The following is a 19,925-nucleotide window of genomic DNA, read 5'->3' on the forward strand; positions in this document are numbered from 1 at the left end:
CTGCTATCAGCAGGAGCATAAAAGACTGCCGACACTTCGCGTTGCACTAGCCCACCAGCCGGCAGCGGCTTTTCCGTATCACGGAGAAAGCGCCCCGAGAGGTTCATCATGTCAGCCACCGCCCAGCAATCCAACCGCACGCTCGTCGTCGCCACGATCATGCTCGCGACCTTCATGGTGGCGATCGAGGCCACGATCGTGGCGACCGCGATGCCCCGCATCGTCGGCCAGCTCGGCGGCTTCACCTATTACAGCTGGGTCTTCTCCGCCTTCCTGCTGGCGCAGTCCACGACCACGGTCATCTACGGCAAGCTTTCGGATATTTTCGGGCGCAAGCCGGTGCTGATCGGCGGCATCCTGATTTTCCTCGTCGGCTCGCTCTTCTGCGGCCTTGCCTGGTCGATGGCCTCGCTCATTATCTTCCGGCTGGTGCAGGGCCTTGGCGCCGGGGCGATCCAGCCGGTGACGATGACAATCATCGGCGACCTGTTCAAGCTGGAGGAGCGCGGCAAGGTGCAGGGCGTGATGGCGACCGTCTGGGCGACTTCGGCCGTCGTCGGACCGCTCGCCGGCGGCATCATTGTCGATACGATCTCCTGGGCCTGGATCTTCTGGATCAACCTGCCGATCGGCGTCCTGTCGATCGCCGCCTTTCTGATCTTCCTGAAGGAGGACGTGGCGCACAGGCAAGCCAGGATCGATTATCTCGGCGCCATCCTGTTTTCGATTTCCATCGTCGCGCTCCTGACGATCCTGACGGAAACGACTGCGCCGGCCTGGATTCTCATCTCGCTTGCCATCGTCTTCGTCGTGACCGGCATTCTTTTCGTGCTGCAGGAGAAGCGCACGCCGGAGCCGATCATTTCTATTGCGCTCTGGAGCCGGCGGCTGGTGGCGACCAGCAATGCCTGCATGCTTCTAGCCGGCATGGCGCTGATCGGCCTTTCGACGATCCTGCCGATGTATGTGCAGGGCGTGCTCGGCCGCTCGCCGATCGTTGCCGGTTTCACGCTGACCATGCTGGTGGTCGGCTGGCCGCTGTCGGTGATGCTTTCCAGCCGGTTCTTCAGGGCATTCGGCATCCGCAACACGCTGCGCGTCGGCAGCTTCATGTTCCCCTTCGGCGCGGCCTTCCTGCTGTTCCTCACGCCGGAAAGCCATCCGGCCGTGGCCGGAGCAGGCTCCTTCTTCATGGGCTTCGGCATGGGCCTCATCAATCTCACCAGCATTGCGCTGGTGCAGGACAGCGTAGAGTGGTCGATGCGCGGAAGCGCCACTGCCTCGAACATCTTTTCCCGCAGCCTCGGCAATACGCTCGGCGCCACGGTGCTCGGCGCCGTCCTCAATGCCGGCATCGACCATTATGCGGCGGGTGAGGCGGCCAGCAGCCTGCGCGAGGCGCTGAACCAGCCGACCGGGCTCTCGGCACTCGCCGCCGATCCGGCGACTCGCGCGGTCTTCGATGCGGCACTGCACTGGAGCTTCTGGGGTGTCGTGGTCGTGGCGGTGCTGACCTTTGCGACGACCTGGCTTATTCCGATCGGGCGCGGCGTGAAGACCGGGGGCGCGAGCAGCAGGGCCAGCGAGGCGGCGTCGCATTAGGGTGGCTGAAGGGCCGGATGAGGGGGCCACGCGGCACGCCCTTCATGATGGTAATTCAGACACCTTCCGTGGCGCCCTGCGGCAGCGATTGCAGCAGCGTCTGGCGGGCCGAGCGAAGGTGGATGCGGCAGGCGGCCTCGATCTTTGCCTGATCGCGGGCTTCCAGTGCTGCGATATAATCGAGGTGTTCGTGGATCGCGCGCTCGTTGCGTTCCCGGGCAGCCGTCTTGTTCCACTGATAGTGATAGTGAAAGATGATGGCGATCGCGTCGTAGAAATCGGCGATGAAGCGGTTCTTCGAGGCGCGGTGGATCAAGAGGTGAAAGCGCTCGTCGAGCACCGAGAATTCCTTGAAGCGGTTGTTGATATCGGAAAGCATCGAGAGGTGATCTTCCTTGATAACGGCAAGATCGGCCCAGGCTTGATTTCCGGCAGGAAGCTTGCCGAATTCGGCTGCCGAATGCAGCTCGAACATTTCGCGCACATCGGCGAGCTCCAGGGCGAATTCGCGCGTAAAACCCTTCAGTGTCCAATGGCTGTTCGGCCGTTTTTCGATCAGCCCGAAGCGCGAGAAGCGGATCAGGAATTCGCGCACGCTCGTGGTCCCCGTGCCGATCTCGCGGGCAAGCTCCAGCTCGTTGATCTGCATGCCGGGGGCTGCCTCATCCGACAGGATGCGCTGCATGAAGCTGCGCTCGATGATGTCGTGCAGCGAATCCGTTTCTTCCGAGGGGAAGAAGTCGCGGTCAACAGGCTGGCGCAGCACGATCTTCTGGCGCTTGTTCCAGCGGATGATGCCCTCTTCGCTGAGGCGGGTCAGGATGGCGCGCGCGGTGCTGCGGCTAACGCCGAGCTGGGCGGCAATCTCGGGCTCCGAAGGCAGCGCCGTATCCAGGCGCAACGCTGCCGCATACCGATTATACGCTTCCTTGAAGACCGTATTCTGTCTTGCCATCAGACCCCGCTTTCCGCTCAAACCCGACGGCTCTGGCGACACGGCGATGATGCCCGCCGCTGAGAACGGGCACAGCCGGACCAGGAGCCTCTTCAGGCGACCTTTATCTTATTTTCGGTCGCATGCGGCTGTTCGCCTCCCTCGTCCACAGGATCAATATTCCCGTTGACTTGAAAATGTTTATTGTAGATAAAAAACAAAATCAATGCGCATTTCGCCGATGTAGCGGACGCTTCCCCAGGGAGAAGAAATTGGACAGACAGAATTGGATCATCCTGTCGGCCGGAGACAACGTCGCGGTCGCAACGGCACCGATCGCTGAAGGATCTGATGTCGCCAATGTGAAAACGCGGCAGAAGATCGACGCCGGCCACAAGATCGCCATCACGGACATTCCGCTCGGAACACCGGTCGTCAAATACGGCCAGGCGATCGGCCGCACGACTGCGGACGTAAAAGCCGGCGATCACGTTCACAGCCATAATCTCCATTTCGAAAACGACCGGCTTGCCGCGACGGCCAATTCCGCTCCCGAGGAAGCAAGTGCTGATGACAAGGCGCGCACCTTCATGGGTTATCGCCGTGCCGACGGACGCGCTGCGACGCGCAACTATATCGGCATCATCGCCAGCGTGAACTGTTCCACCACGGTCTGCCGGGCGATTGCCGACGAGGCCAACCGCACCATCCTGCCGCATTATGACGGGATCGACGGCTTCGTGCCGATCGTTCACGACCAGGGTTGCGGCATGAGCTCGACGGGTGACGGCATGAACGTGCTGCACAGGACACTCGCCGGTTATACCCGCCACGTGAATTTCGGCGGCGTGCTGATGATCGGCCTCGGCTGCGAGGTCAACCAGCTGACGCTCTACGGCCAGAGCGGTGCGGGGGCCTCCAAGCGGCATTTCAACATCCAGGATGCCGGCGGTTCGCGCCGCGCGGTCGAACGCGCCATGGGCGTGCTGCGCGAGATCGCTGCCGATGTCGGCCGTGAAAAGCGTGTGCCGATATCCGTCGGCGAGATCATCATCGGCCTGCAATGCGGCGGCTCCGACGGCTTTTCGGGCATTACCGCCAATCCGGCGCTCGGTGTCGCGGCCGATCTGCTGGCTGCAGCCGGCGGCACCGCAATCCTTTCGGAAACCTCCGAGATCTATGGCGCGGAGCATCTGCTGCGCAGCCGCGCCGTCAGCGACGATGTCGCCAGGAAGCTCGATGAGAAGATCGCCTGGTGGGAAGATTATGTCGCCCTGCATGGCGCATCGCTCGATAACAACCCCTCTCCGGGCAACAAGCGCGGCGGCCTGACGACCATTCTGGAAAAGTCGCTCGGCGCCGTCGCCAAGGGCGGCCGCTCGCCGCTGACTGCCGTCTATGGTTATGCCGAGCGCGTCACGGCCCCCGGCCTCGTGTTCATGGATACGCCCGGCTACGATCCAGTGTCGGCGACCGGTCAGGTGGCCGGCGGTGCCAACATGATCGCGTTTACGACCGGCCGCGGCAGCTGCTTCGGCTGTCGCCCTGCCCCTTCACTGAAGCTCGCCAGCAATTCGGCGCTTTACGCTTCGATGGAAGAGGACATGGATATCGATTGCGGCACGATCGTCACCGGTGACGCGACCATCAGCGGCAAGGGCCGCGAGATCTTCGATCTGATCGTGGAAACGGCCTCGGGCAAAAAGACGAAAAGCGAAATTTTCGGCTATGGCGACAACGAGTTCGTTCCGTGGCATCTCGGCGCCACACTCTGAATAGTATTTATCGAATTTCGGGTCTTCACGAGGAGGAATGATGAAGACGAGGAGGATTGGCAAGACGGCGCTGGAAGTCACCGAAATCAGCTTCGGTGCAGCAGCGCTCGGCGGCCTTTATCGCGCCTGCCCGCGCGAGCAGGCGATGGAAACGCTGGAGACGGCGTGGAACCACGGCATCCGCTATTACGATGTGGCGCCGTGGTATGGCCTGGGACTCGGCGAACGAAGGGTCGGCGACTTCCTGCGCGACAAGCCGGAAAACGATTACGTGCTGTCCACCAAGGTCGGCCGCCTGCTGCGCCCGGTGCCGACGGGTGCCGTTCCCGGTTACGGCTATGTGGATGCTCTCTCCTTCGATGCCGACTACGATTATTCTTATGACGGCATCATGCGGTCGGTCGATTTCAGCTATGCGCGTCTCGGCCTCAACCGCATCGATATGCTCTTCGTCCACGATATCGGCTCCTATACGCATGGCGCCGCGAAGAATGCCGTGCACCTGAAGAACTTCCTCGATACCGGCATCAAGGCGCTGGAAAAGCTGAAGTCTTCAGGCGCGATCAAGGCTTTCGGCCTCGGCGTCAACGAGGTGCCTGTCTGCCTCGACGTCATGCGCAATGCCGATATAGACGCGATCCTGCTGGCCGGCCGCTACACACTGCTCGACCGTTCGGCGGTTTCCGAGCTCATGCCCCTCTGCCGGCAAAAGGGCACATCGCTCGTCGTCGGCGGCGTTTTCAATTCCGGCATCCTTGCAACCGGCCCGGTGCCTGGTTCGCATTTCGATTACATGCCCGCGACCGACGAGGTGCTCGGCAAGGTCGGAGCGATGGAAGAGGTGGCCAAGCGCCACGGCCTGCCGCTGGCTGCACCCGCTCTGCAGTTTCCGTTGCGCGACCCCGTCGTCTCGTCGGTGCTGATCGGGACGGCGAAGCCTTCGAGCCTTACGCGCAATATGGAAAATTTCGAGCCGCACATTCCGGCGGATATCTATCCCGAATTCGATCCCTACACACTGGTCGCCGCACCGCTCGGCGAAGAAGCTGTCCGCGTCTGAGGAAACACCATGCTCAAAGGTATTCATCCGCTTCTCGGCCCCGACCTGCTCTATGCACTGAAGAGCATGGGGCATGGCGACGATATCGTCATTGCCGACGCCAATTTCCCGGCAAGCAGCATGGGACCTGATGTCATCCGCGCCGACGGCGTCAGCGCCACAGCCATGGCCGAGGCGATCCTCACGCATATGCCGCTCGATACGTTCGTGCCGCAATCGGCATGGCGGATGGAAGTGGTCGGCGATCCCAAGGCCGTGCCCGAGGTCTGCGCCGAATTCCAGGAGATCGTCACCCGGCGCGCGGGTGATTTTTCCATCGCATCCGTCGAACGCTTCGCCTTCTACGAAATGGCGCGGAAGGCGGCCTATATCGTGGCGACCACCGAATTCCGGCTGTACGGCAACCTCATTTTGAAGAAGGGTGTCGTGCATCCGCATGAGGTGCAATTCAACTAAAGACCTTATTTTAGGTCTTTGTGTATTTAAAATAAAAACAATCGGTTGGGAGGCGATTCAATGAATCATGAAGGCGAGATCAGCGCTCTTGCAATTTGCCTGGACCTCGGCTAGCTTCTCACTGTAAATGTTTTTTATCGATAAAAATCGTCCGCCTGCGTTCAGCGGTCCGGTTTCATTGGAGGAGAACGCACCTGAGAGGAGAACCCTTATGAATATCGTGAAATCCATTCTGTCTCGCCGCGCCTTTACGGCACTGGCAGGCGCTGCCGTCATCGCTACGGCAATGCCGGCCACGTCCTTTGCCGCCGAAGTGACGATCCCGATCATCGTCAAGGACACGACGTCCTTCTACTGGCAGATCGTCCTGGCCGGCGCCCGCAAGGCCGGTAAGGATCTCGGCGTCAAGGTGCCGGAACTCGGCGCCCAGGCTGAATCCGACATCAATGGCCAGATCTCGATCCTGGAAAACGCCGTTGCCGGCAAGCCGGCCGCCATCGTGATCTCGCCGACCGAGTTCAAGGCGCTCGGCAAGCCGATCGATGAAGCCGCCAAGTCGGTTCCGATCATCGGCATCGACTCCGGCGCCGACTCCAAGGCATTCAAGTCGTTCCTGACGACCGACAACGTCCAGGGCGGCCGCATCGCCGCCGATGGTCTTGCCGCCGCGATCAAGGAAGCCACCGGCAAGGAAGAGGGCGACGTCGTCATCCTGACCAACCTTCCCGGCGTCGGCTCGCTGGAACAGCGCCGCGAAGGCTTCCTGGACCAGATCAAGACCAAGCATCCTGGCCTGAAGGTGATCGCCGACAAGTATGGCGACGGCCAGGCAACGACCGGCCTCAATATGATGACCGACCTGATCACGGCAAACCCGAAGCTCGTCGGCGTCTTCGCCTCGAACCTCATCATGGCGCAGGGCGTGGGCCAGGCGATCGCCGAAAACAAGCTCGGCGACAAGATCAAGGTCATCGGCTTCGACAGCGACGACAAGACGGTTGGCTTCCTCAAGGATGGCGCGATTGCCGGCCTCGTCGTTCAGGATCCCTATCGCATGGGTTATGACGGCATCAAGACCGCTCTTGCCGTCTCCAAGGGCGAGAAGGTCCCGGAAAATGTCGACACCGGCGCGAACCTCGTCACCAAGGCGAACATGAAAGAGCCGAAGATCGACGCGCTCCTGAACCCGAAGATCAAGTAAAACGACAGACGGCCGCGCCGGCTTCAAAACCGGCGCGGCTTTTTCCATCCATGGTATGTTTAGGATGGAGAGCAGACGTGACAAAAGGAGGAGAGGTCCATGGTCGGACTGGAAGAGGTCAGTCATCGCCACGATGACAGCGCGACGCTGAAAGAAGCCAATCGAATTCCCGCCGGATCGCCTATCCTCGAACTGAAAGGCCTGCAGAAGAACTATGGTCACGTGCAGGCGCTGAAGCCGGCGACGCTGACCTTCCTGGCCGGTGAAATCCACGCCATCGTCGGCGAAAACGGCGCCGGCAAATCCACCCTCATCAAGTTGCTCACCGGCGTCATCACCCGCACGGCCGGCGAGGTGCTGTGGTGCGGTCATCCGGTGGGACTGTCGACGCCGAACGAGGCGATCGCCCGCGGCATCAACGCCGTCCACCAGGAAGTCGTGCTCTGCCGGCACCTGACCGTGGCTGCCAATCTCTTCCTCGGCGACGAGGTCAACCGTTACGGGCTGATGCGCAGGAAGCAGATGGAGAAGATGGCGCAGTCCGTCCTCGACGATCTCGGCTTCGGCCTGCCGGCCGGTGCGCTTCTGAGCTCGCTGACGATCGGTCAGCAGCAGCTCGTCGCCACCGCGCGCGCGGCCATGCGCGGCACGCAGTTCCTGATCTTCGACGAGCCGACCGCCTATCTCACCCGCCAGGAATCCGCGCAGCTCTTCAAGCTGATCCGCCGCCTGCAGAGCGAAGGCGTCACCATCGTCTATATCAGCCACCGTATGGAAGAAGTCTTCGAGCTTGCCGACCGCGTCTCGGTGCTGCGCGACGGCACGCATGTCGGCACACGTCTGATCGGCGAGACCAACGAGGCGGAGCTGATCGCGCTGATGATCAACCGCTCGATCGAGCAGATCTATCATAAGGAAGACATTCCGATCGGCCAGACGATCCTCGACGTCAGGGGCCTTTCGGGTCCGGGCTTCGAGGACGTGACGCTCTCCGTCAAGGCAGGACAGATCGTCGGGCTCTATGGCCTCATCGGCGCCGGGCGCAGCGAATTCGCGCTCGGTCTCTATGGGCGCCAGCCGACAAGTGCGGGCGAAATCCACTGGATGGGCAAGCGCGTCGATATCAGGAACGAGCGCACCGCAATGGAGCTCGGCATTGCGCTGGCGCCGGAAAGCCGGCGCGACCAGGGGCTTTGCCTCAACCTGCCGATCGGCCTCAACATCAACCTGCCGGTGTTCGGGCGTCTCAGCCACGGACCGGTTATCAACCATGCGCGCGAATCGGCGAATGCCGACAAGCAGATCCGCGATCTCAGCATCAAGACGCCGAGCCGGCGTGTTCCGGCCTCCAGCATGTCGGGCGGCAATCAGCAGAAGATCGTTATCGGCAAGTGGCTGAGCCATGGCGCCCGGCTTTTCATTTTCGATGAGCCGACCGTCGGTGTCGACGTCGGCACCAAGGCAGAAATCTACCGGCTCTTCGCCAAGCTGCTGAAAGAGGGGGCAGGCATCATCCTGATCTCCTCCTACCTGCCCGAGGTCTACGAACTGGCCGACCGGCTGCACGTCTTCCGCAGCGGCAGGCTCGTTGCAAGCCATGATTTCCACGCGGCGACGCATGAAGAAGTGCTCAGCGAAGCGATCGGCGTCTGAGCCAAAAGAATAAGAGGGAGAAAATTCATGACTGTCACCCCCACCGAAATCGTCGCGCCGCCGCCGCGCCGGAAGATGAACATCCTGTTCGGCCTGACGCTGATCGGCTTGCTGATCTTCCTCTGGATCGTGCTCGGCTTCGTCACCGAGAGCTTCTGGACGCCGCTGAATATTTCCAACCTGCTGCGCCAAGGCGCGATGACGGCGATCCTGGCACTCGGCCAGACCTTCGTCATCATCACCGCCGGCATCGACCTGTCGGTCGGCGCGATCGTCGGCTTCTGCACCGTCATCATCGCCTGGCTCTTGCAGACGGGCGTGCCGCTCTGGGCAGCGATCGTGCTGACGCTCGCCATCGGCATTGCGATCGGCGCCTTCCATGGCTTCGGCATCGTGCATATGGGCCTGCCGCCCTTCATCATCACGCTGGCGACGCTGACATCGCTGCGCGGCATCGGCCTCTTGATCACCAACGGCTCGACGATCAGCATCACCGACGAGAGCTTCAGCAATTTCGCCCGCGCTGATTTCCTTGGCGTTCCAAGCCTGTTCTGGATGGTCATCCTCGTGGCGATCCCCTCCTTCGTCTTCCTGCATCTGAGCCGCTGGGGCCGCTATCTCTTCGCCGTCGGTTCGAATGCGGAGGCCGCGCGCCTTTCCGGCGTCAACGTCAAGAAGATGATCTATCTGGCCTATATTCTTTCGGCTTCGTTTGCAGCTTTCGTCGGCGTGCTGCTTGCCTCGCGTATCGCAATCGGCAACGCGACACAGGCAGACGGCTGGGAACTGCAGGCAATCGCCTCCTCGGTCATCGGCGGCACGTCTCTCTTCGGAGCCGTCGGCTCCGTGCATGGCCCGCTGATTGGTGCGTTCATTCTGGCGACCATCAATAACGGCGCCAATCTCCTGAACGTCAACTCGTTCTGGCAGCGCATCATCACCGGCCTGCTGATCATCGTCATCGTCTACTTCGACCAGCTTCGCCGGCGCCGGGCGGGCTGAGCCAAGAGCAAAGCGAAGCCGGCCCAAAGGCCGGCTTTCTCCATTCCAGAAATGCGAGAACCATCATGAAAGCAGTCCTCTGCCGCGAACCGGGTGTCCTCGATCTCGTCGAGCGCCCCTCCCCCGAAAAACCAGCACCCGGCTGGGTACGGCTTGCCGTCAGCCATGTCGGCATCTGCGGCACGGATTATCACATCTTCGAAGGCAAGCACCCGTTTCTCGAATATCCGCGCGTCATGGGACATGAGATCTCGGCGACCGTGATCGAAGCAGGCGACGGCGTGGCGATGGCGACGGGCACGCCTGTGATCGTCAATCCTTACCTTTCCTGCGGCAGTTGTGTTGCCTGCCGGCAGGGCAAGCCGAACTGCTGCACCAATATTAGGGTACTCGGGGTTCATACCGACGGCGCCTTTTGCGAGGAGATCGTGGTGCCCGCAGGCAATCTCTACGCCGCCAAGGGTCTCAGCCTGGAAGCTGCCGCGACCGTCGAATTCCTGGCCATTGGGGCGCATGCGGTGCGCCGATCCATGGCGCCTGCAGGCTCCCGCTCGCTCGTCATCGGGGCAGGCCCGATCGGCCTTGGAGCGGCGATCTTCTCGCGTATTGCCGGTCACGATGTGACGCTGCTCGATACGAGTGCGGAACGGCTGCAGATGGCCTCGGAGCGCTTCGGCTTTATGTCAGGCATTATCGCCAATGATGGGACCGCAGACGCCGTGAAGGCCAGGACAGACGGCGATGGCTTTGATGTCGTCTTTGACGCGACAGGCTTTGGACCGTCCATAGAGAAGGCCTTCAGCTTTGTCGCCCATGGCGGCGCGCTTGTCCTCGTCAGTGTGGTGAAAGACGATATCCGCTTCTCCGATCCGGAGTTCCACAAGCGGGAGATGATGGTCATCGGCAGCCGCAATGCAACGCGTGTCGACTTCGAACATGTCGCGGATTCGATCGCCAAGGGCCTCGTGCCGGTCGACAAGCTGATCACGCATCGCACGACGCTTGCCGATGCGCCGCGCGATCTTGCCCGCTGGGCGCATGAGAAGAGCGGCCTCATCAAGGCCGTGATCAAGGTCGCCGACTAAAGCGTATCGATTGCGGCGCGCATCTGCCTGACGACCTCGACATCCGTGCGGTTCGAGGTCGGCACATCGAAGCCGAAGGTGACGGCGCGCGGATCGGCGCTGGCAACGGATGAGCTGCAGGAGCCGTGAATTTCGTGAGCACCCGTCGCCCGCAGGATTTCGACGGCATTGGTCGGGCGCACGCCGCTGCCAGGCATGATCGAGATGCGACCGACTGCCTTGGCGGAAATGCGCTTCAGCATTTCGAGCCCGTCCATCGCTTTCGGCACACAGCCTGAAGTGAGGATGCGCTCGCAGCCGAGTTCGACCACCTGCTCCAGTGCCACATCCGGATCGGGCACGAGATCGAAAGCGCGATGCAGTGTCGAGCCGAGGCCGGCGGCATGCGCCTTCAAACGATGAATGAGCGGCATGTCGAGCGTGCCGTCCGGGCGATTGGCGCCAATGACGACGCCGGCAAGACCTGCGGCCCTGACAGCATCGATATCGGCCAGCATTGCCTTTTCATCCGTGGCATCAAAGATGAAGGGACCGGCATGCGGGCGGATCATTGCATAGACCGGGATCGGCGCTTGCGCCGCGATCCGCATCAGGCTCGGTAGCGGCGTCAGCCCGCCAAGCTCGAGTGCTGAGCACAGCTCGATGCGGCCAGCGCCGCCTTCGATTGCCGCCGCAAGGCCTTGAGCGCTATCGACGCAGACTTCCAGCAAAACCGTCATCGTGCGAATCCCTCTTCTTCCATCGCAGCTTATTTATGCGAAGGCGGCATCTTTCGCGACAGGAGCCGGGGCAATTTTTGTCACTGTCGCGATCAGCAGGTCGCAAGCGTCAGCCGCGGCTTTCCGATGATTGAAGGCCACGTGATAGGACATCGGCATCGGCTCTTCGAGTTCGACGATGCGCACCCGGTCGGCGATCGGGATGGCGCTGACACGGCCGAGGAAGGAGACGTAACCGTGATTGGCGACGAGATCGACGATGACGGGCAGCGAATCCGCCGCCGTGATATCCCGGTCGCGGAGGCGGCGATGCAGGGTGCGGTCATAGCCGAAGGTCATGGCGGCATGGCCGATCCCGGTGCGCGGACTTGGTGTGCAGATCGGATGGCTGGCGACAAGATCGGCCGCCGTCATTTCCTCACTGTCGAGGGGGGCGATCGCCACCATGTCGGTGCGTAGCAATTCGCGATGGCGGAAGCTGTCCAGGCCAAAGACGGAATCGAGGATCGCGACATCGATGCGCCCGGATTTCAGCGCCTCGCGCAGATCGTCCGCGGTCATCGAGACGAGCGACAGAGCATTCTTGTTGCGCAGGGTATTCCACTCGGCAACGAGGCTTCCCAGGCAGCGCGCCACCCAGCTTTCCGAGCCCGTAGGGATAATGGCACCGATGCGCAGCGAGCGGGCGGTGCGCTGGTAGCGCTCGTCCGCAGCGGATTTCAGTTCGTTCCAGGCGAGGCTGATGGTCGAAAAGACCGTATAAGCGAAGCGGCCTTCTTCGGTCAGCGCCGAGCCTTGAGCCTGCCGCTCCAAGAGCCTGCTCCCGAAGAATTTCTCAAGATTTGCAATCTGCAATGAAAGCTGAGGCTGACCAAGACGCAGACGGCGAGCCGCACGATTGATGCTGCCCTGATCGGCGACCTCCAGATAACGCTCCATGGTGACGAGTTTTACGGGGATGCGCGCGGCCCATCGTCCGTAAGCCTCCGGCTCATGATGGCCGAGCAGGTTGCCAAGCTGCTCCGTCGCAGCAAGAATCGGCGCCAATCCTTCCTGGACCCTGCCGCCGGCGAGCAGAATGACCAGTTCGCCCGAGGACCGTTCGGCGAGCGTCAGGGCAAGCTCCGTCTCCAGATTGTCGATCGCCGCCGACACGGTCGAGACGGAGACGTTGAAGCGGCGCGCTGTCTCGCGCATGGAGCCGGAAGACAGGACATGGCTTGCGACAAAGAGGGCGCCGAGATGCAAGATTTTCTCCCGAAGATACTGAAAAAGCGCAGGATATGACGTGTTCGTGAAAAAAGATATCCCTGCCTGCAAACGTGCGGGCTATCGTTCGCTCAATAAGAAATCCGACGGCGAAAGAACCGATCAAAAGCACCGGAACATCGTGGAAACACGCAAGGGGACAAAAACAAATCGCGCCGGCCTTGGAAAAGGGAATGCAATTCCGCGCAACGGTCTGCATTCGCCGCCATAATCGCGCCGCGACAGCGAATACTGGAGAGGGCTGCTTCGATCATCGGGCATCGATTTTTCGGGCATGCACACTATTTCCATGACGCACGTATTTCCGGCATGATGGCCTTGTGGCTGACCTGCCGGCAGGATTTCATGCGCGCAGGCTTCGCGCCTGGGGCTTTCGCGACATTTAACGGTGTTCAACCAAGGGGACAATCATGCTGAAGAAAATCGCACTTGCCGTTTCGCTTTCCGCCTTTGCGGCTGGCGCGGTCCACGCCGCAGACGTCGTCGTTTCGTCGAAGATCGACACCGAAGGCACATTGCTCGGCAACGTCATCGCGCTCGCGCTGGAAGCCAACGGCATCAAGACGCAGGACCGCATCGCGCTGGGTGCCACACCAGTCGTACGCAAGGCGATCACCGCGGGTGAAATCGACATCTACCCGGAATATACCGGCAATGCCGGCTTCTTCTTCAACAAGGCCGATGACGCCGCCTGGAAGAACCTCGACCAGGGCTACCAGATGGCCAAGAAGCTCGACTATGACGCCAACAAGATCGTCTGGCTGACGCCGTCGCCCGCCAACAACACCTGGGCGCTCGCGGTACGCAATGACGTCGCCGGCCCGAACAAGCTCAAGACCATGTCCGATTTCGGCAAGTGGGTTTCCGGCGGCGGCGCCGCCAAGCTTGCGGCATCCGCCGAATTCGTGAACTCCGCCGGCGCGCTGCCCGCCTTCCAGACGACCTATGGCTTCACGCTGAAGCCGGATCAGGAAGTCGTGCTTTCGGGCGGCGACACGGCGGCGACGATCAAGGCCGCGGCCGACCAGACCAACGGCGTCAATACCGCGATGGTCTACGGCACCGATGGTGCTATCGAAGCGGCCGAGCTGACGGTTCTCGAAGACGACAAGAGCGTGCAGCAGGTCTATGCGCCGACCCCGATCATCCGCGAGGCGGTGCTGCAGGCAAACCCGAAGATCCAGGAAATCCTTGCTCCGATCTTCCAGAGCCTGACGGCAGACGAGTTGCGCAAGCTCAACGCCAAGATTCAGGTCGATGGTGAGCCCGCGAAATCCGTTGCCGAAGGCTACCTGAAGGAAAAAGGCTTCTTGAAGTAATCGCTTGACGCCCCGTCCGGTATCCGGGCGGGGCATTTTCCGGACAGGGTTGGATCGATGGAAGAAACCTTAGCGGTCCGCAAGCTGGACCGGCTCGGCGTGGTACTGGTGGCAGGCGGCATTGCGGCAACGGCCCTTCTGCCTTTCATCTATGTGAAGGCCAACCGGATCGCCGCCGGCAAGCCGATGCTGCTGACGCAGCTTCTTCCCCAGACTTCAATCGTCATCCTGATGATTCTCCTTGTTGCCACTGCCTTGGCAGCGGTCTTCCTACGCAATGCTTTCATCCGGCTCGGGCTCGGCACGCTCTGCCTTGCCGCACTGATTGCTGCAATCGGGCTGGTGGCGACGGCTGCGACACCGCCCGGCAGCACTGTGGCGCGCATGACGCCTGGCGGTAGCTTCTGGGTACTGTTCGGTGTCATTGGCCTCATCATCTCCGACGCGCTGGTGAAGATCCGGCTGACGCCCTGGATGCGGGTCGCGGCCCTTATCGCCTATACGGCCCTGCTTGGCATCTGCCTCTCCTCCGGCCTGCTCGACAGTCTGTCGATCCTCAGGGAATTCTCCACGCGTTCGGCCCAGTTCTGGACCGAAGCCTATTCCCATCTGCTTCTCGCCTTCGGATCGCTTGCCATCGCCATCGTTCTCGGGCTGCCGCTCGGCATCCTGTGTTTCTGGGTGCCAAAGCTGCGCGCGATCGTGCTGCAGACGTTGAGCCTGATCCAGACCATCCCGAGCCTTGCGCTCTTCGGCATATTGATGCTGCCGCTCGGTTATCTCGCGACACATGTGCCGCTTGCGGCCGACATCGGCATTCGCGGCATCGGGACGGCTCCGGCGCTGATTGCGCTCGTGCTCTATTCGCTGCTGCCGATCGTTGCCAATACGGTCGTCGGGCTCGAAGGTGTCGACCCCTCGGTGCGCGATGCGGCGGCCGGCATGGGGCTGACACGCCGGCAGATCCTTGCCGGAATCGACCTGCCGCTCGCCTTCCCGGTCATCCTCACCGGCATCCGCATCGTTCTCGTGCAGGCAATCGGCATGGTGACGATCGCCGCGCTGATCGGCGGTGGCGGTTTCGGCATCTTCATCTTCCAGGGGCTCGGCCAGACGGCCATGGACCTCGTTCTGCTCGGCGCCGTGCCGACCGTTTTCTTCGCCTTCTCCTCGGCCGTCATCCTCGATGCGGTCATCGAAAGCATCCAGGGGCCAGCCGCATGAGCATGATCGAGATCAGGAACGTCACCAAACGCTACGGCTCTGCAACCGTCGTCGACAATGTCTCCATGAGCATCGAGAAGGGCTCGATCACCGTCATCGTCGGCACGTCGGGTTCCGGCAAATCGACACTGATGCGGATGATCAACCGGCTGGTGCCGATCACCGAGGGACAGATCTTCGTCGGCGGACAGGATATCATGGATGTGCCGGCGACCGAGCTTCGCCGCAAGATCGGTTATGCCATCCAAGGGCACGGCCTCTTTCCGCACCGGACGGTGGCGCAGAATATCGCGACCGTGCCGGAACTTCTCGGCTGGGATACGGCCCGCATCGCCAGCCGGGTGACGGAACTGCTCGGCCTCTTCAATCTCGACCCGGCAAGTTTTGCCGAGAAATATCCACACCAGCTTTCGGGCGGCCAGCAGCAGCGCGTCGGCGTTGCCCGGGCACTGGCCGCCGAACCGGAACTGCTGTTGATGGATGAGCCTTTCGGCGCGCTCGATCCTGTCATCCGCGGCAAGGCGCAGGATGATCTCCTGGCGATCCAGAAACAGTTCGGCACGACGGTCGTGCTCGTGACGCATGACATGGACGAGGCCTTCCATCTGGGTAACCAGATCGCGGTCATGAGCGGCGGCAAACTCCTGCAGTGCTCGACGCCGGAGAAGATCCTGACTGAGCCTGCCGATCCCTTCGTGCAGCAATTGACCGGCACGTCGGACCGGGCGCTGAAGCTGATGTCGCTGACGCCGCTGAAGGACAGCATGCAGCCTGCCAAACCCGGCCTGCCCTATTCGCTGGCACAGTCGCTCAGCCTTCGGGATGCACTTGCCGAAATGATCTGGCAGGGCGTCGACGAGGCAGCCGTGCAGGATGCAAACAAGGCGCCAGTCGGTTCGATCTCGATGGAACGGCTGCTCGAACTGGGCCGCAAGGCATGAAATTCATCGTCGCCAATCTCTTTCGCGCGCTGGCATTGGTGGTGCTGCTCATCCTGATCTTCAGGACGGAGTGGCTCTCCTTCATGCTGGTACCGCTGACAAACAACAATGCGCCGCCGGTCTATACGCAGAACAGCCTCGCTTCTCTGGCGCTGGGGCACCTGGAGCTGGTTTTCATTTCGATCATCGGCAGCGCCGTGCTTGCTGTTCTCGGCGGCATTTTCGTTACCCGGCCAAGCGGCGCCGACTTCCTGCCGTTGTCACGCGCCATTGCCAATGCCGGCCAGACCTTTCCCCCTGTCGCGGTGCTGGCGCTTGCCGTTCCCGCCACCGGCTTCGGTGCTGCGCCGACGCTGATTGCGCTCTTTCTCTATGGCCTGTTGCCGATCTTCGAGAATACGGTCGCCGGCCTCAAGCAGGTGTCGCCGCAGGTGCTGGATGCCGCGGACGGAATGGGCATGAACGGAAGGCAGCGCCTTTTCCAGGTGGAGCTGCCGCTGGCACTGCCGCTGATCCTTGAAGGGCTGAAGGTCGCGACCGTCATCAATATCGGCACGGCGACGATCGGCTCGACGGTTGCGGCAAAGGGTCTCGGCGAGGTCATCATTGCCGGCCTGATTTCCGACAATACGGCCTTCATCCTGCAGGGCGGCTTGATCGTCGGCCTGATGGCGGTGCTGATCTATGATGTCGTCGGCATGCTCGAAGGTGCGATCACGCGCAGAATGGGCTTGCGTCCGGCTTGAGAGGACGGCTACCAAGGCAGCGCAGACAGTAGTCATGGGAGACCCGCCTTGGCCAAAATGATCCATTCCATGATCCGCGTGTTGGACGAGGTGCGCTCGGTCGAATTCTACAGCAAGGTCTTCGGGCTCAAGGTTGCCGACCGTGTCGATTTCGAGACCTTCACGCTGATCTATATGAGCAATGACGAGACCGGCTTCGAGCTGGAACTGACGGTCAACAAGGGCCGTATTGAGCCCTATAATCTCGGCGATGCCTATGGGCATCTGGCTGTTTCCGTTCAGGAAGTGCAGGTCGAGCACAAGCGGCTGACCGATCTCGGCCTCAACCCCAGCAAGCTCGTGGAACTCAACCGCGACGGCAAGCTGTTCGGGCTGTTCTTCTTCATCACCGATCCCGATGGCTACAAGATCGAAGTGCTGCAGCGCTACGGCCGTTTTCAATAAAAGATAAGAGGCTGACATGATTGGGAGGAGAGACCTTCATAGCGGCTGGACGCTTTCCTGTAACGATACAGGAAGAACCAGTCTGCCGGCGTCCATTCCGGCAACGGTGCCCGGCTGCGTGCATCTCGACCTGCTTGCCGAAAGGCTGATCCCCGATCCCTATCTCGATATCAACGAGATCACCAATGACTGGATCGGCAAGACGGAATGGGTCTACCGGCTGGATTTCGAGGCCGAGCCTGATGGGACCCAAGTGCAGGAACTGGTCTTCGACGGCGTCGATACAATTGCGACGATCAGCCTGAATGGCGAAGAGATCGGCCGCACCTTCAACATGCACCGCACCTATCGCTTCGATGTATCGTCGCTGCTGCGGGCAGGCGCAAACGAACTGAGCGTCACCTTCCATTCCGCCTACGCTTATGGCGCGGAGATGGAGAAGCATTACGGCTACCGCCCGAACAACTATCCCGGGCCGGGCAATCTGATGCGGAAGATGGCCTGCAATTTCGGCTGGGACTGGGGTCCGACGCTTGTCACGGCAGGGCTCTGGAAGCCGGTGCGGCTGGAGAGCTGGGATCGGTTGCGGGTTGCCGAAACACGTGTTTCGGCCACGCTTGCCGGTGGTGATGGCCTGGTCAAGGTGCAGGTGCGGCTGGCGAGGCATGGCGAGGACCTGCCGGCGAGGCTCACGGCCGAGATCGGTGGCGCGACCCAGACGGTCGTCGTCGAAGCGGATGCAGAGGAGCTTTCATTTGAAGTTCGCGTCCCCTCGCCGCAGCTCTGGTGGCCGCATCATCTCGGGGCGCAGCCACTTTATCCTCTCGACATCCGGCTGGAAGATGCCAACGGCAACTTACTTGACGGCTATTCGAAAGAGATTGGCTTCCGTTCGCTGCGGCTCGATACGTCACCGGATGCGCATGGCTCGGCCTTCACCTTCGTCATCAACGACGTGGCGATCTTTGCCTGCGGTGCAAACTGGATACCGGACGATTGCTTCCCCTCGCGCGTGACTGCGGAGCGCTATGCGGCGCGGATCGACGAGGCGAAGGCTGCCAATATCAATCTGTTGCGCGTCTGGGGCGGCGGTATCTTCGAGCGGGACGAGTTTTACGAGGCCTGCGACCGGGCCGGCATGCTCGTCTGGCAGGATTTCCTTTTTGCCTGCGCCTCCTACCCGGAGGAAGAACCGCTGCGCAGCGAGGTGATCGCCGAGGTTCGCGACAATGTCGTGCGGCTGATGCCGCATGCATCGCTCGTCATCTGGAACGGCAATAACGAGAATATCTGGGGGTTTGACGAATGGGACTGGCGGCCGATCATCAAGGACGGTGTCAGCTGGGGGCTCGGTTATTATCTCGATGTTCTGCCGAAGCTTTGCGCCGAACTCGATCCCATCAGGCCCTACTATCCCGGCAGCCCCTATTCGGGCTCCATGGATATCGAGCCGAATGACGACCGGCATGGCTGCAAGCATATCTGGGACGTGTGGAACGACGTCGGTTACGAGGTCTACCGCAATTACATCCCGCGCTTCTGCTCGGAATTCGGCTGGCAGGCCCCGCCGAACTGGGCGACGCTGCAGGAGAGCGTGCATGACGAGCCGCTGACGCCGGAATCGCGCGGCGTCTTCCATCATCAGAAGGCGACGCAAGGCAATGACAAGCTGATCAAGGGCCTTGCCGGGCATCTGCCCGTGCCGCAGACGATGGATGACTGGCATTTCGCGACACAGCTCAATCAGGCGCGCGCCATCCGCTTTGCCGTCGAGCACATGCGCTCCCATCGCGACATCTGCAAGGGAGCAGTCGTCTGGCAGTTCAACGATTGCTGGCCGGTCACGTCATGGGCAGCGCTTGATTCCGCCGGCCGACGCAAGCCGCTCTGGTACGCGATGCAGCAGGCATTCCACCCTCGTCTGCTGACGATCCAGCCGCGTGGCCAAGGCCTTTCGGCAATCGCCGTGAATGAGCAGACGCTGTTCTGGCGCTCGAAGATCAGCGGCAACCGTCTACGGCTGGATGGAACGGTGCTGGCGGAATTCGAATTCTGGCGGCTGCTCTGCGACCGGTTCGAAGCCAAGGAATTTCCTCTGCCCGAGGAGATCGCGAAAGCCGGCGCGGCAGATGAGGAAGTCATCGTCGTCCAGATGCTCGACAAGCGCGCCTTCCACTATTTTGTGGAGGATATCGACCTGAAACTTCCTGCGCCAGCGCTCGACATTTCGCTGGCAAGAATGGCTGGCGGCTATGAGGTCACGGTCACAGCAAAGAGCTTCCTCAGAGATCTCTGCCTGATGGCGGATCGGCTCGACCCCACGGCGGTGGTGGATTCCATGCTGGTGACACTGCTGCCCGGTGAGAGCCATGTCTTCCGTTTGACGTCCGAGAAGCAGCTTTCTGTTGAGGATATCGTGATCGGCACGGTATTGCGATGCGCCAATGATCTTGTGACCCCACGATGAAAGGCCCCGCTCTCGCGGGGCCTCATCC

Annotated in this window: 18 protein-coding genes; 15 read left to right on the plus strand and 3 right to left on the minus strand. The window is 61.4% G+C overall.

Annotated features, from left to right (window positions below):
* The first annotated feature begins 108 nt into the window (after positions 1 to 108).
* Positions 109 to 1,602 carry an MDR family MFS transporter gene (locus FHT92_RS06345; RefSeq protein ID WP_183823251.1) on the plus strand — a complete coding sequence of 498 codons (1,494 nt, stop codon included), beginning with the start codon at positions 109 to 111 and terminating at the stop codon, positions 1,600 to 1,602.
* A gap of 55 nt (positions 1,603 to 1,657) precedes the next feature.
* On the opposite strand, the gene FHT92_RS06350 is transcribed toward FHT92_RS06345, so the two are convergent.
* On the minus strand, positions 1,658 to 2,557 hold the full coding sequence (locus tag FHT92_RS06350; protein WP_183746400.1) for a GntR family transcriptional regulator: 900 nt from the start codon (positions 2,555 to 2,557) through the stop codon (positions 1,658 to 1,660).
* A gap of 251 nt (positions 2,558 to 2,808) precedes the next feature.
* On the opposite strand from FHT92_RS06350, the gene FHT92_RS06355 reads away from it, so the two are divergent.
* The 7 genes from FHT92_RS06355 to FHT92_RS06385 all read left to right on the plus strand — a co-directional run bounded on the left by FHT92_RS06355 (position 2,809) and on the right by FHT92_RS06385 (position 10,768).
* The gene (locus FHT92_RS06355; RefSeq protein ID WP_183823253.1) at positions 2,809 to 4,311 is read left to right on the plus strand and encodes a UxaA family hydrolase; all 1,503 of its coding nucleotides are present in this window, start codon (positions 2,809 to 2,811) and stop codon (positions 4,309 to 4,311) included.
* A gap of 40 nt (positions 4,312 to 4,351) precedes the next feature.
* Positions 4,352 to 5,371 carry an aldo/keto reductase gene (locus FHT92_RS06360; RefSeq protein WP_183823255.1) on the plus strand — a complete coding sequence of 340 codons (1,020 nt, stop codon included), beginning with the start codon at positions 4,352 to 4,354 and terminating at the stop codon, positions 5,369 to 5,371.
* A gap of 9 nt (positions 5,372 to 5,380) precedes the next feature.
* Positions 5,381 to 5,827 (plus strand): RbsD/FucU family protein, encoded by a 447-nt coding sequence (locus FHT92_RS06365; RefSeq protein ID WP_183823257.1) that lies wholly within the window; start codon positions 5,381 to 5,383, stop codon positions 5,825 to 5,827.
* 211 nt (positions 5,828 to 6,038) lie between these two features.
* Positions 6,039 to 7,028: an ABC transporter substrate-binding protein gene (locus FHT92_RS06370; protein ID WP_183746388.1), complete on the plus strand. Its 990-nt coding sequence runs from the start codon at positions 6,039 to 6,041 to the stop codon at positions 7,026 to 7,028.
* A gap of 99 nt (positions 7,029 to 7,127) precedes the next feature.
* Positions 7,128 to 8,681, plus strand: a complete 1,554-nt coding sequence (locus FHT92_RS06375) for a sugar ABC transporter ATP-binding protein (protein ID WP_183823259.1) — start codon at positions 7,128 to 7,130, stop codon at positions 8,679 to 8,681.
* 27 nt (positions 8,682 to 8,708) lie between these two features.
* Positions 8,709 to 9,683 (plus strand): ABC transporter permease, encoded by a 975-nt coding sequence (locus FHT92_RS06380; protein ID WP_183746382.1) that lies wholly within the window; start codon positions 8,709 to 8,711, stop codon positions 9,681 to 9,683.
* Between the two features lie 65 nt (positions 9,684 to 9,748).
* Positions 9,749 to 10,768: a zinc-binding alcohol dehydrogenase family protein gene (locus FHT92_RS06385; RefSeq protein WP_183823261.1), complete on the plus strand. Its 1,020-nt coding sequence runs from the start codon at positions 9,749 to 9,751 to the stop codon at positions 10,766 to 10,768.
* Here FHT92_RS06385 and FHT92_RS06390 read toward each other — a convergent pair.
* Entirely contained in the window at positions 10,765 to 11,487 is a 723-nt protein-coding gene (locus tag FHT92_RS06390; protein ID WP_183823263.1) for a copper homeostasis protein CutC, read from the minus strand. The genes FHT92_RS06385 and FHT92_RS06390 overlap by 4 nt on opposite strands.
* 33 nt (positions 11,488 to 11,520) lie before the next feature.
* Positions 11,521 to 12,735, minus strand: coding sequence for a LysR family transcriptional regulator (locus FHT92_RS06395; RefSeq protein WP_183823265.1), 1,215 nt, complete (start codon positions 12,733 to 12,735; stop codon positions 11,521 to 11,523).
* A gap of 40 nt (positions 12,736 to 12,775) precedes the next feature.
* Between FHT92_RS06395 and FHT92_RS06400 the strand changes: the two genes are divergently transcribed.
* The 7 genes from FHT92_RS06400 to FHT92_RS06430 all read left to right on the plus strand — a co-directional run bounded on the left by FHT92_RS06400 (position 12,776) and on the right by FHT92_RS06430 (position 19,897).
* Positions 12,776 to 12,967, plus strand: a complete 192-nt coding sequence (locus FHT92_RS06400) for an acetyltransferase (protein WP_183823267.1) — start codon at positions 12,776 to 12,778, stop codon at positions 12,965 to 12,967.
* Between the two features lie 199 nt (positions 12,968 to 13,166).
* Complete coding sequence (locus FHT92_RS06405; protein WP_183823269.1) at positions 13,167 to 14,075, plus strand: ABC transporter substrate-binding protein; 909 nt, start codon at positions 13,167 to 13,169, stop codon at positions 14,073 to 14,075.
* Between the two features lie 57 nt (positions 14,076 to 14,132).
* Positions 14,133 to 15,299, plus strand: coding sequence for an ABC transporter permease (locus FHT92_RS06410; RefSeq protein ID WP_183823271.1), 1,167 nt, complete (start codon positions 14,133 to 14,135; stop codon positions 15,297 to 15,299).
* The gene (locus FHT92_RS06415) at positions 15,296 to 16,240 is read left to right on the plus strand and encodes an ABC transporter ATP-binding protein (protein ID WP_183823273.1); all 945 of its coding nucleotides are present in this window, start codon (positions 15,296 to 15,298) and stop codon (positions 16,238 to 16,240) included. Before FHT92_RS06410 ends, FHT92_RS06415 begins: the two co-directional genes overlap by 4 nt.
* Positions 16,237 to 16,986: an ABC transporter permease gene (locus FHT92_RS06420; protein ID WP_183823274.1), complete on the plus strand. Its 750-nt coding sequence runs from the start codon at positions 16,237 to 16,239 to the stop codon at positions 16,984 to 16,986. Before FHT92_RS06415 ends, FHT92_RS06420 begins: the two co-directional genes overlap by 4 nt.
* A 48-nt stretch (positions 16,987 to 17,034) precedes the next feature.
* Positions 17,035 to 17,430 (plus strand): VOC family protein, encoded by a 396-nt coding sequence (locus FHT92_RS06425; RefSeq protein WP_183823276.1) that lies wholly within the window; start codon positions 17,035 to 17,037, stop codon positions 17,428 to 17,430.
* Between the two features lie 16 nt (positions 17,431 to 17,446).
* Positions 17,447 to 19,897, plus strand: a complete 2,451-nt coding sequence (locus FHT92_RS06430; protein WP_183823278.1) for a glycoside hydrolase family 2 protein — start codon at positions 17,447 to 17,449, stop codon at positions 19,895 to 19,897.
* Positions 19,898 to 19,925: the final 28 nt, after the last annotated feature.

The sequence above is a fragment of the Rhizobium sp. BK377 genome (assembly GCF_014193935.1).
Taxonomy (GTDB): Bacteria; Pseudomonadota; Alphaproteobacteria; order Rhizobiales; family Rhizobiaceae; genus Rhizobium.

Bases quoted from the DNA above. Each gene is read 5' to 3' on its own strand.
- FHT92_RS06345 (WP_183823251.1), top strand. From the start codon at position 109: ATGTCAGCCACCGCCCAGCAATCCAACCGCACGCTCGTCGTCGCCACG.
- FHT92_RS06350 (WP_183746400.1), bottom strand. From the start codon at position 2,557: ATGGCAAGACAGAATACGGTCTTCAAGGAAGCGTATAATCGGTATGCG.
- FHT92_RS06360 (WP_183823255.1), top strand. From the start codon at position 4,352: ATGAAGACGAGGAGGATTGGCAAGACGGCGCTGGAAGTCACCGAAATC.
- FHT92_RS06365 (WP_183823257.1), top strand. From the start codon at position 5,381: ATGCTCAAAGGTATTCATCCGCTTCTCGGCCCCGACCTGCTCTATGCA.
- FHT92_RS06370 (WP_183746388.1), top strand. From the start codon at position 6,039: ATGAATATCGTGAAATCCATTCTGTCTCGCCGCGCCTTTACGGCACTG.
- FHT92_RS06375 (WP_183823259.1), top strand. From the start codon at position 7,128: ATGGTCGGACTGGAAGAGGTCAGTCATCGCCACGATGACAGCGCGACG.
- FHT92_RS06380 (WP_183746382.1), top strand. From the start codon at position 8,709: ATGACTGTCACCCCCACCGAAATCGTCGCGCCGCCGCCGCGCCGGAAG.
- FHT92_RS06385 (WP_183823261.1), top strand. From the start codon at position 9,749: ATGAAAGCAGTCCTCTGCCGCGAACCGGGTGTCCTCGATCTCGTCGAG.
- FHT92_RS06390 (WP_183823263.1), bottom strand. From the start codon at position 11,487: ATGACGGTTTTGCTGGAAGTCTGCGTCGATAGCGCTCAAGGCCTTGCG.
- FHT92_RS06405 (WP_183823269.1), top strand. From the start codon at position 13,167: ATGCTGAAGAAAATCGCACTTGCCGTTTCGCTTTCCGCCTTTGCGGCT.
- FHT92_RS06410 (WP_183823271.1), top strand. From the start codon at position 14,133: ATGGAAGAAACCTTAGCGGTCCGCAAGCTGGACCGGCTCGGCGTGGTA.
- FHT92_RS06415 (WP_183823273.1), top strand. From the start codon at position 15,296: ATGAGCATGATCGAGATCAGGAACGTCACCAAACGCTACGGCTCTGCA.
- FHT92_RS06420 (WP_183823274.1), top strand. From the start codon at position 16,237: ATGAAATTCATCGTCGCCAATCTCTTTCGCGCGCTGGCATTGGTGGTG.
- FHT92_RS06430 (WP_183823278.1), top strand. From the start codon at position 17,447: ATGATTGGGAGGAGAGACCTTCATAGCGGCTGGACGCTTTCCTGTAAC.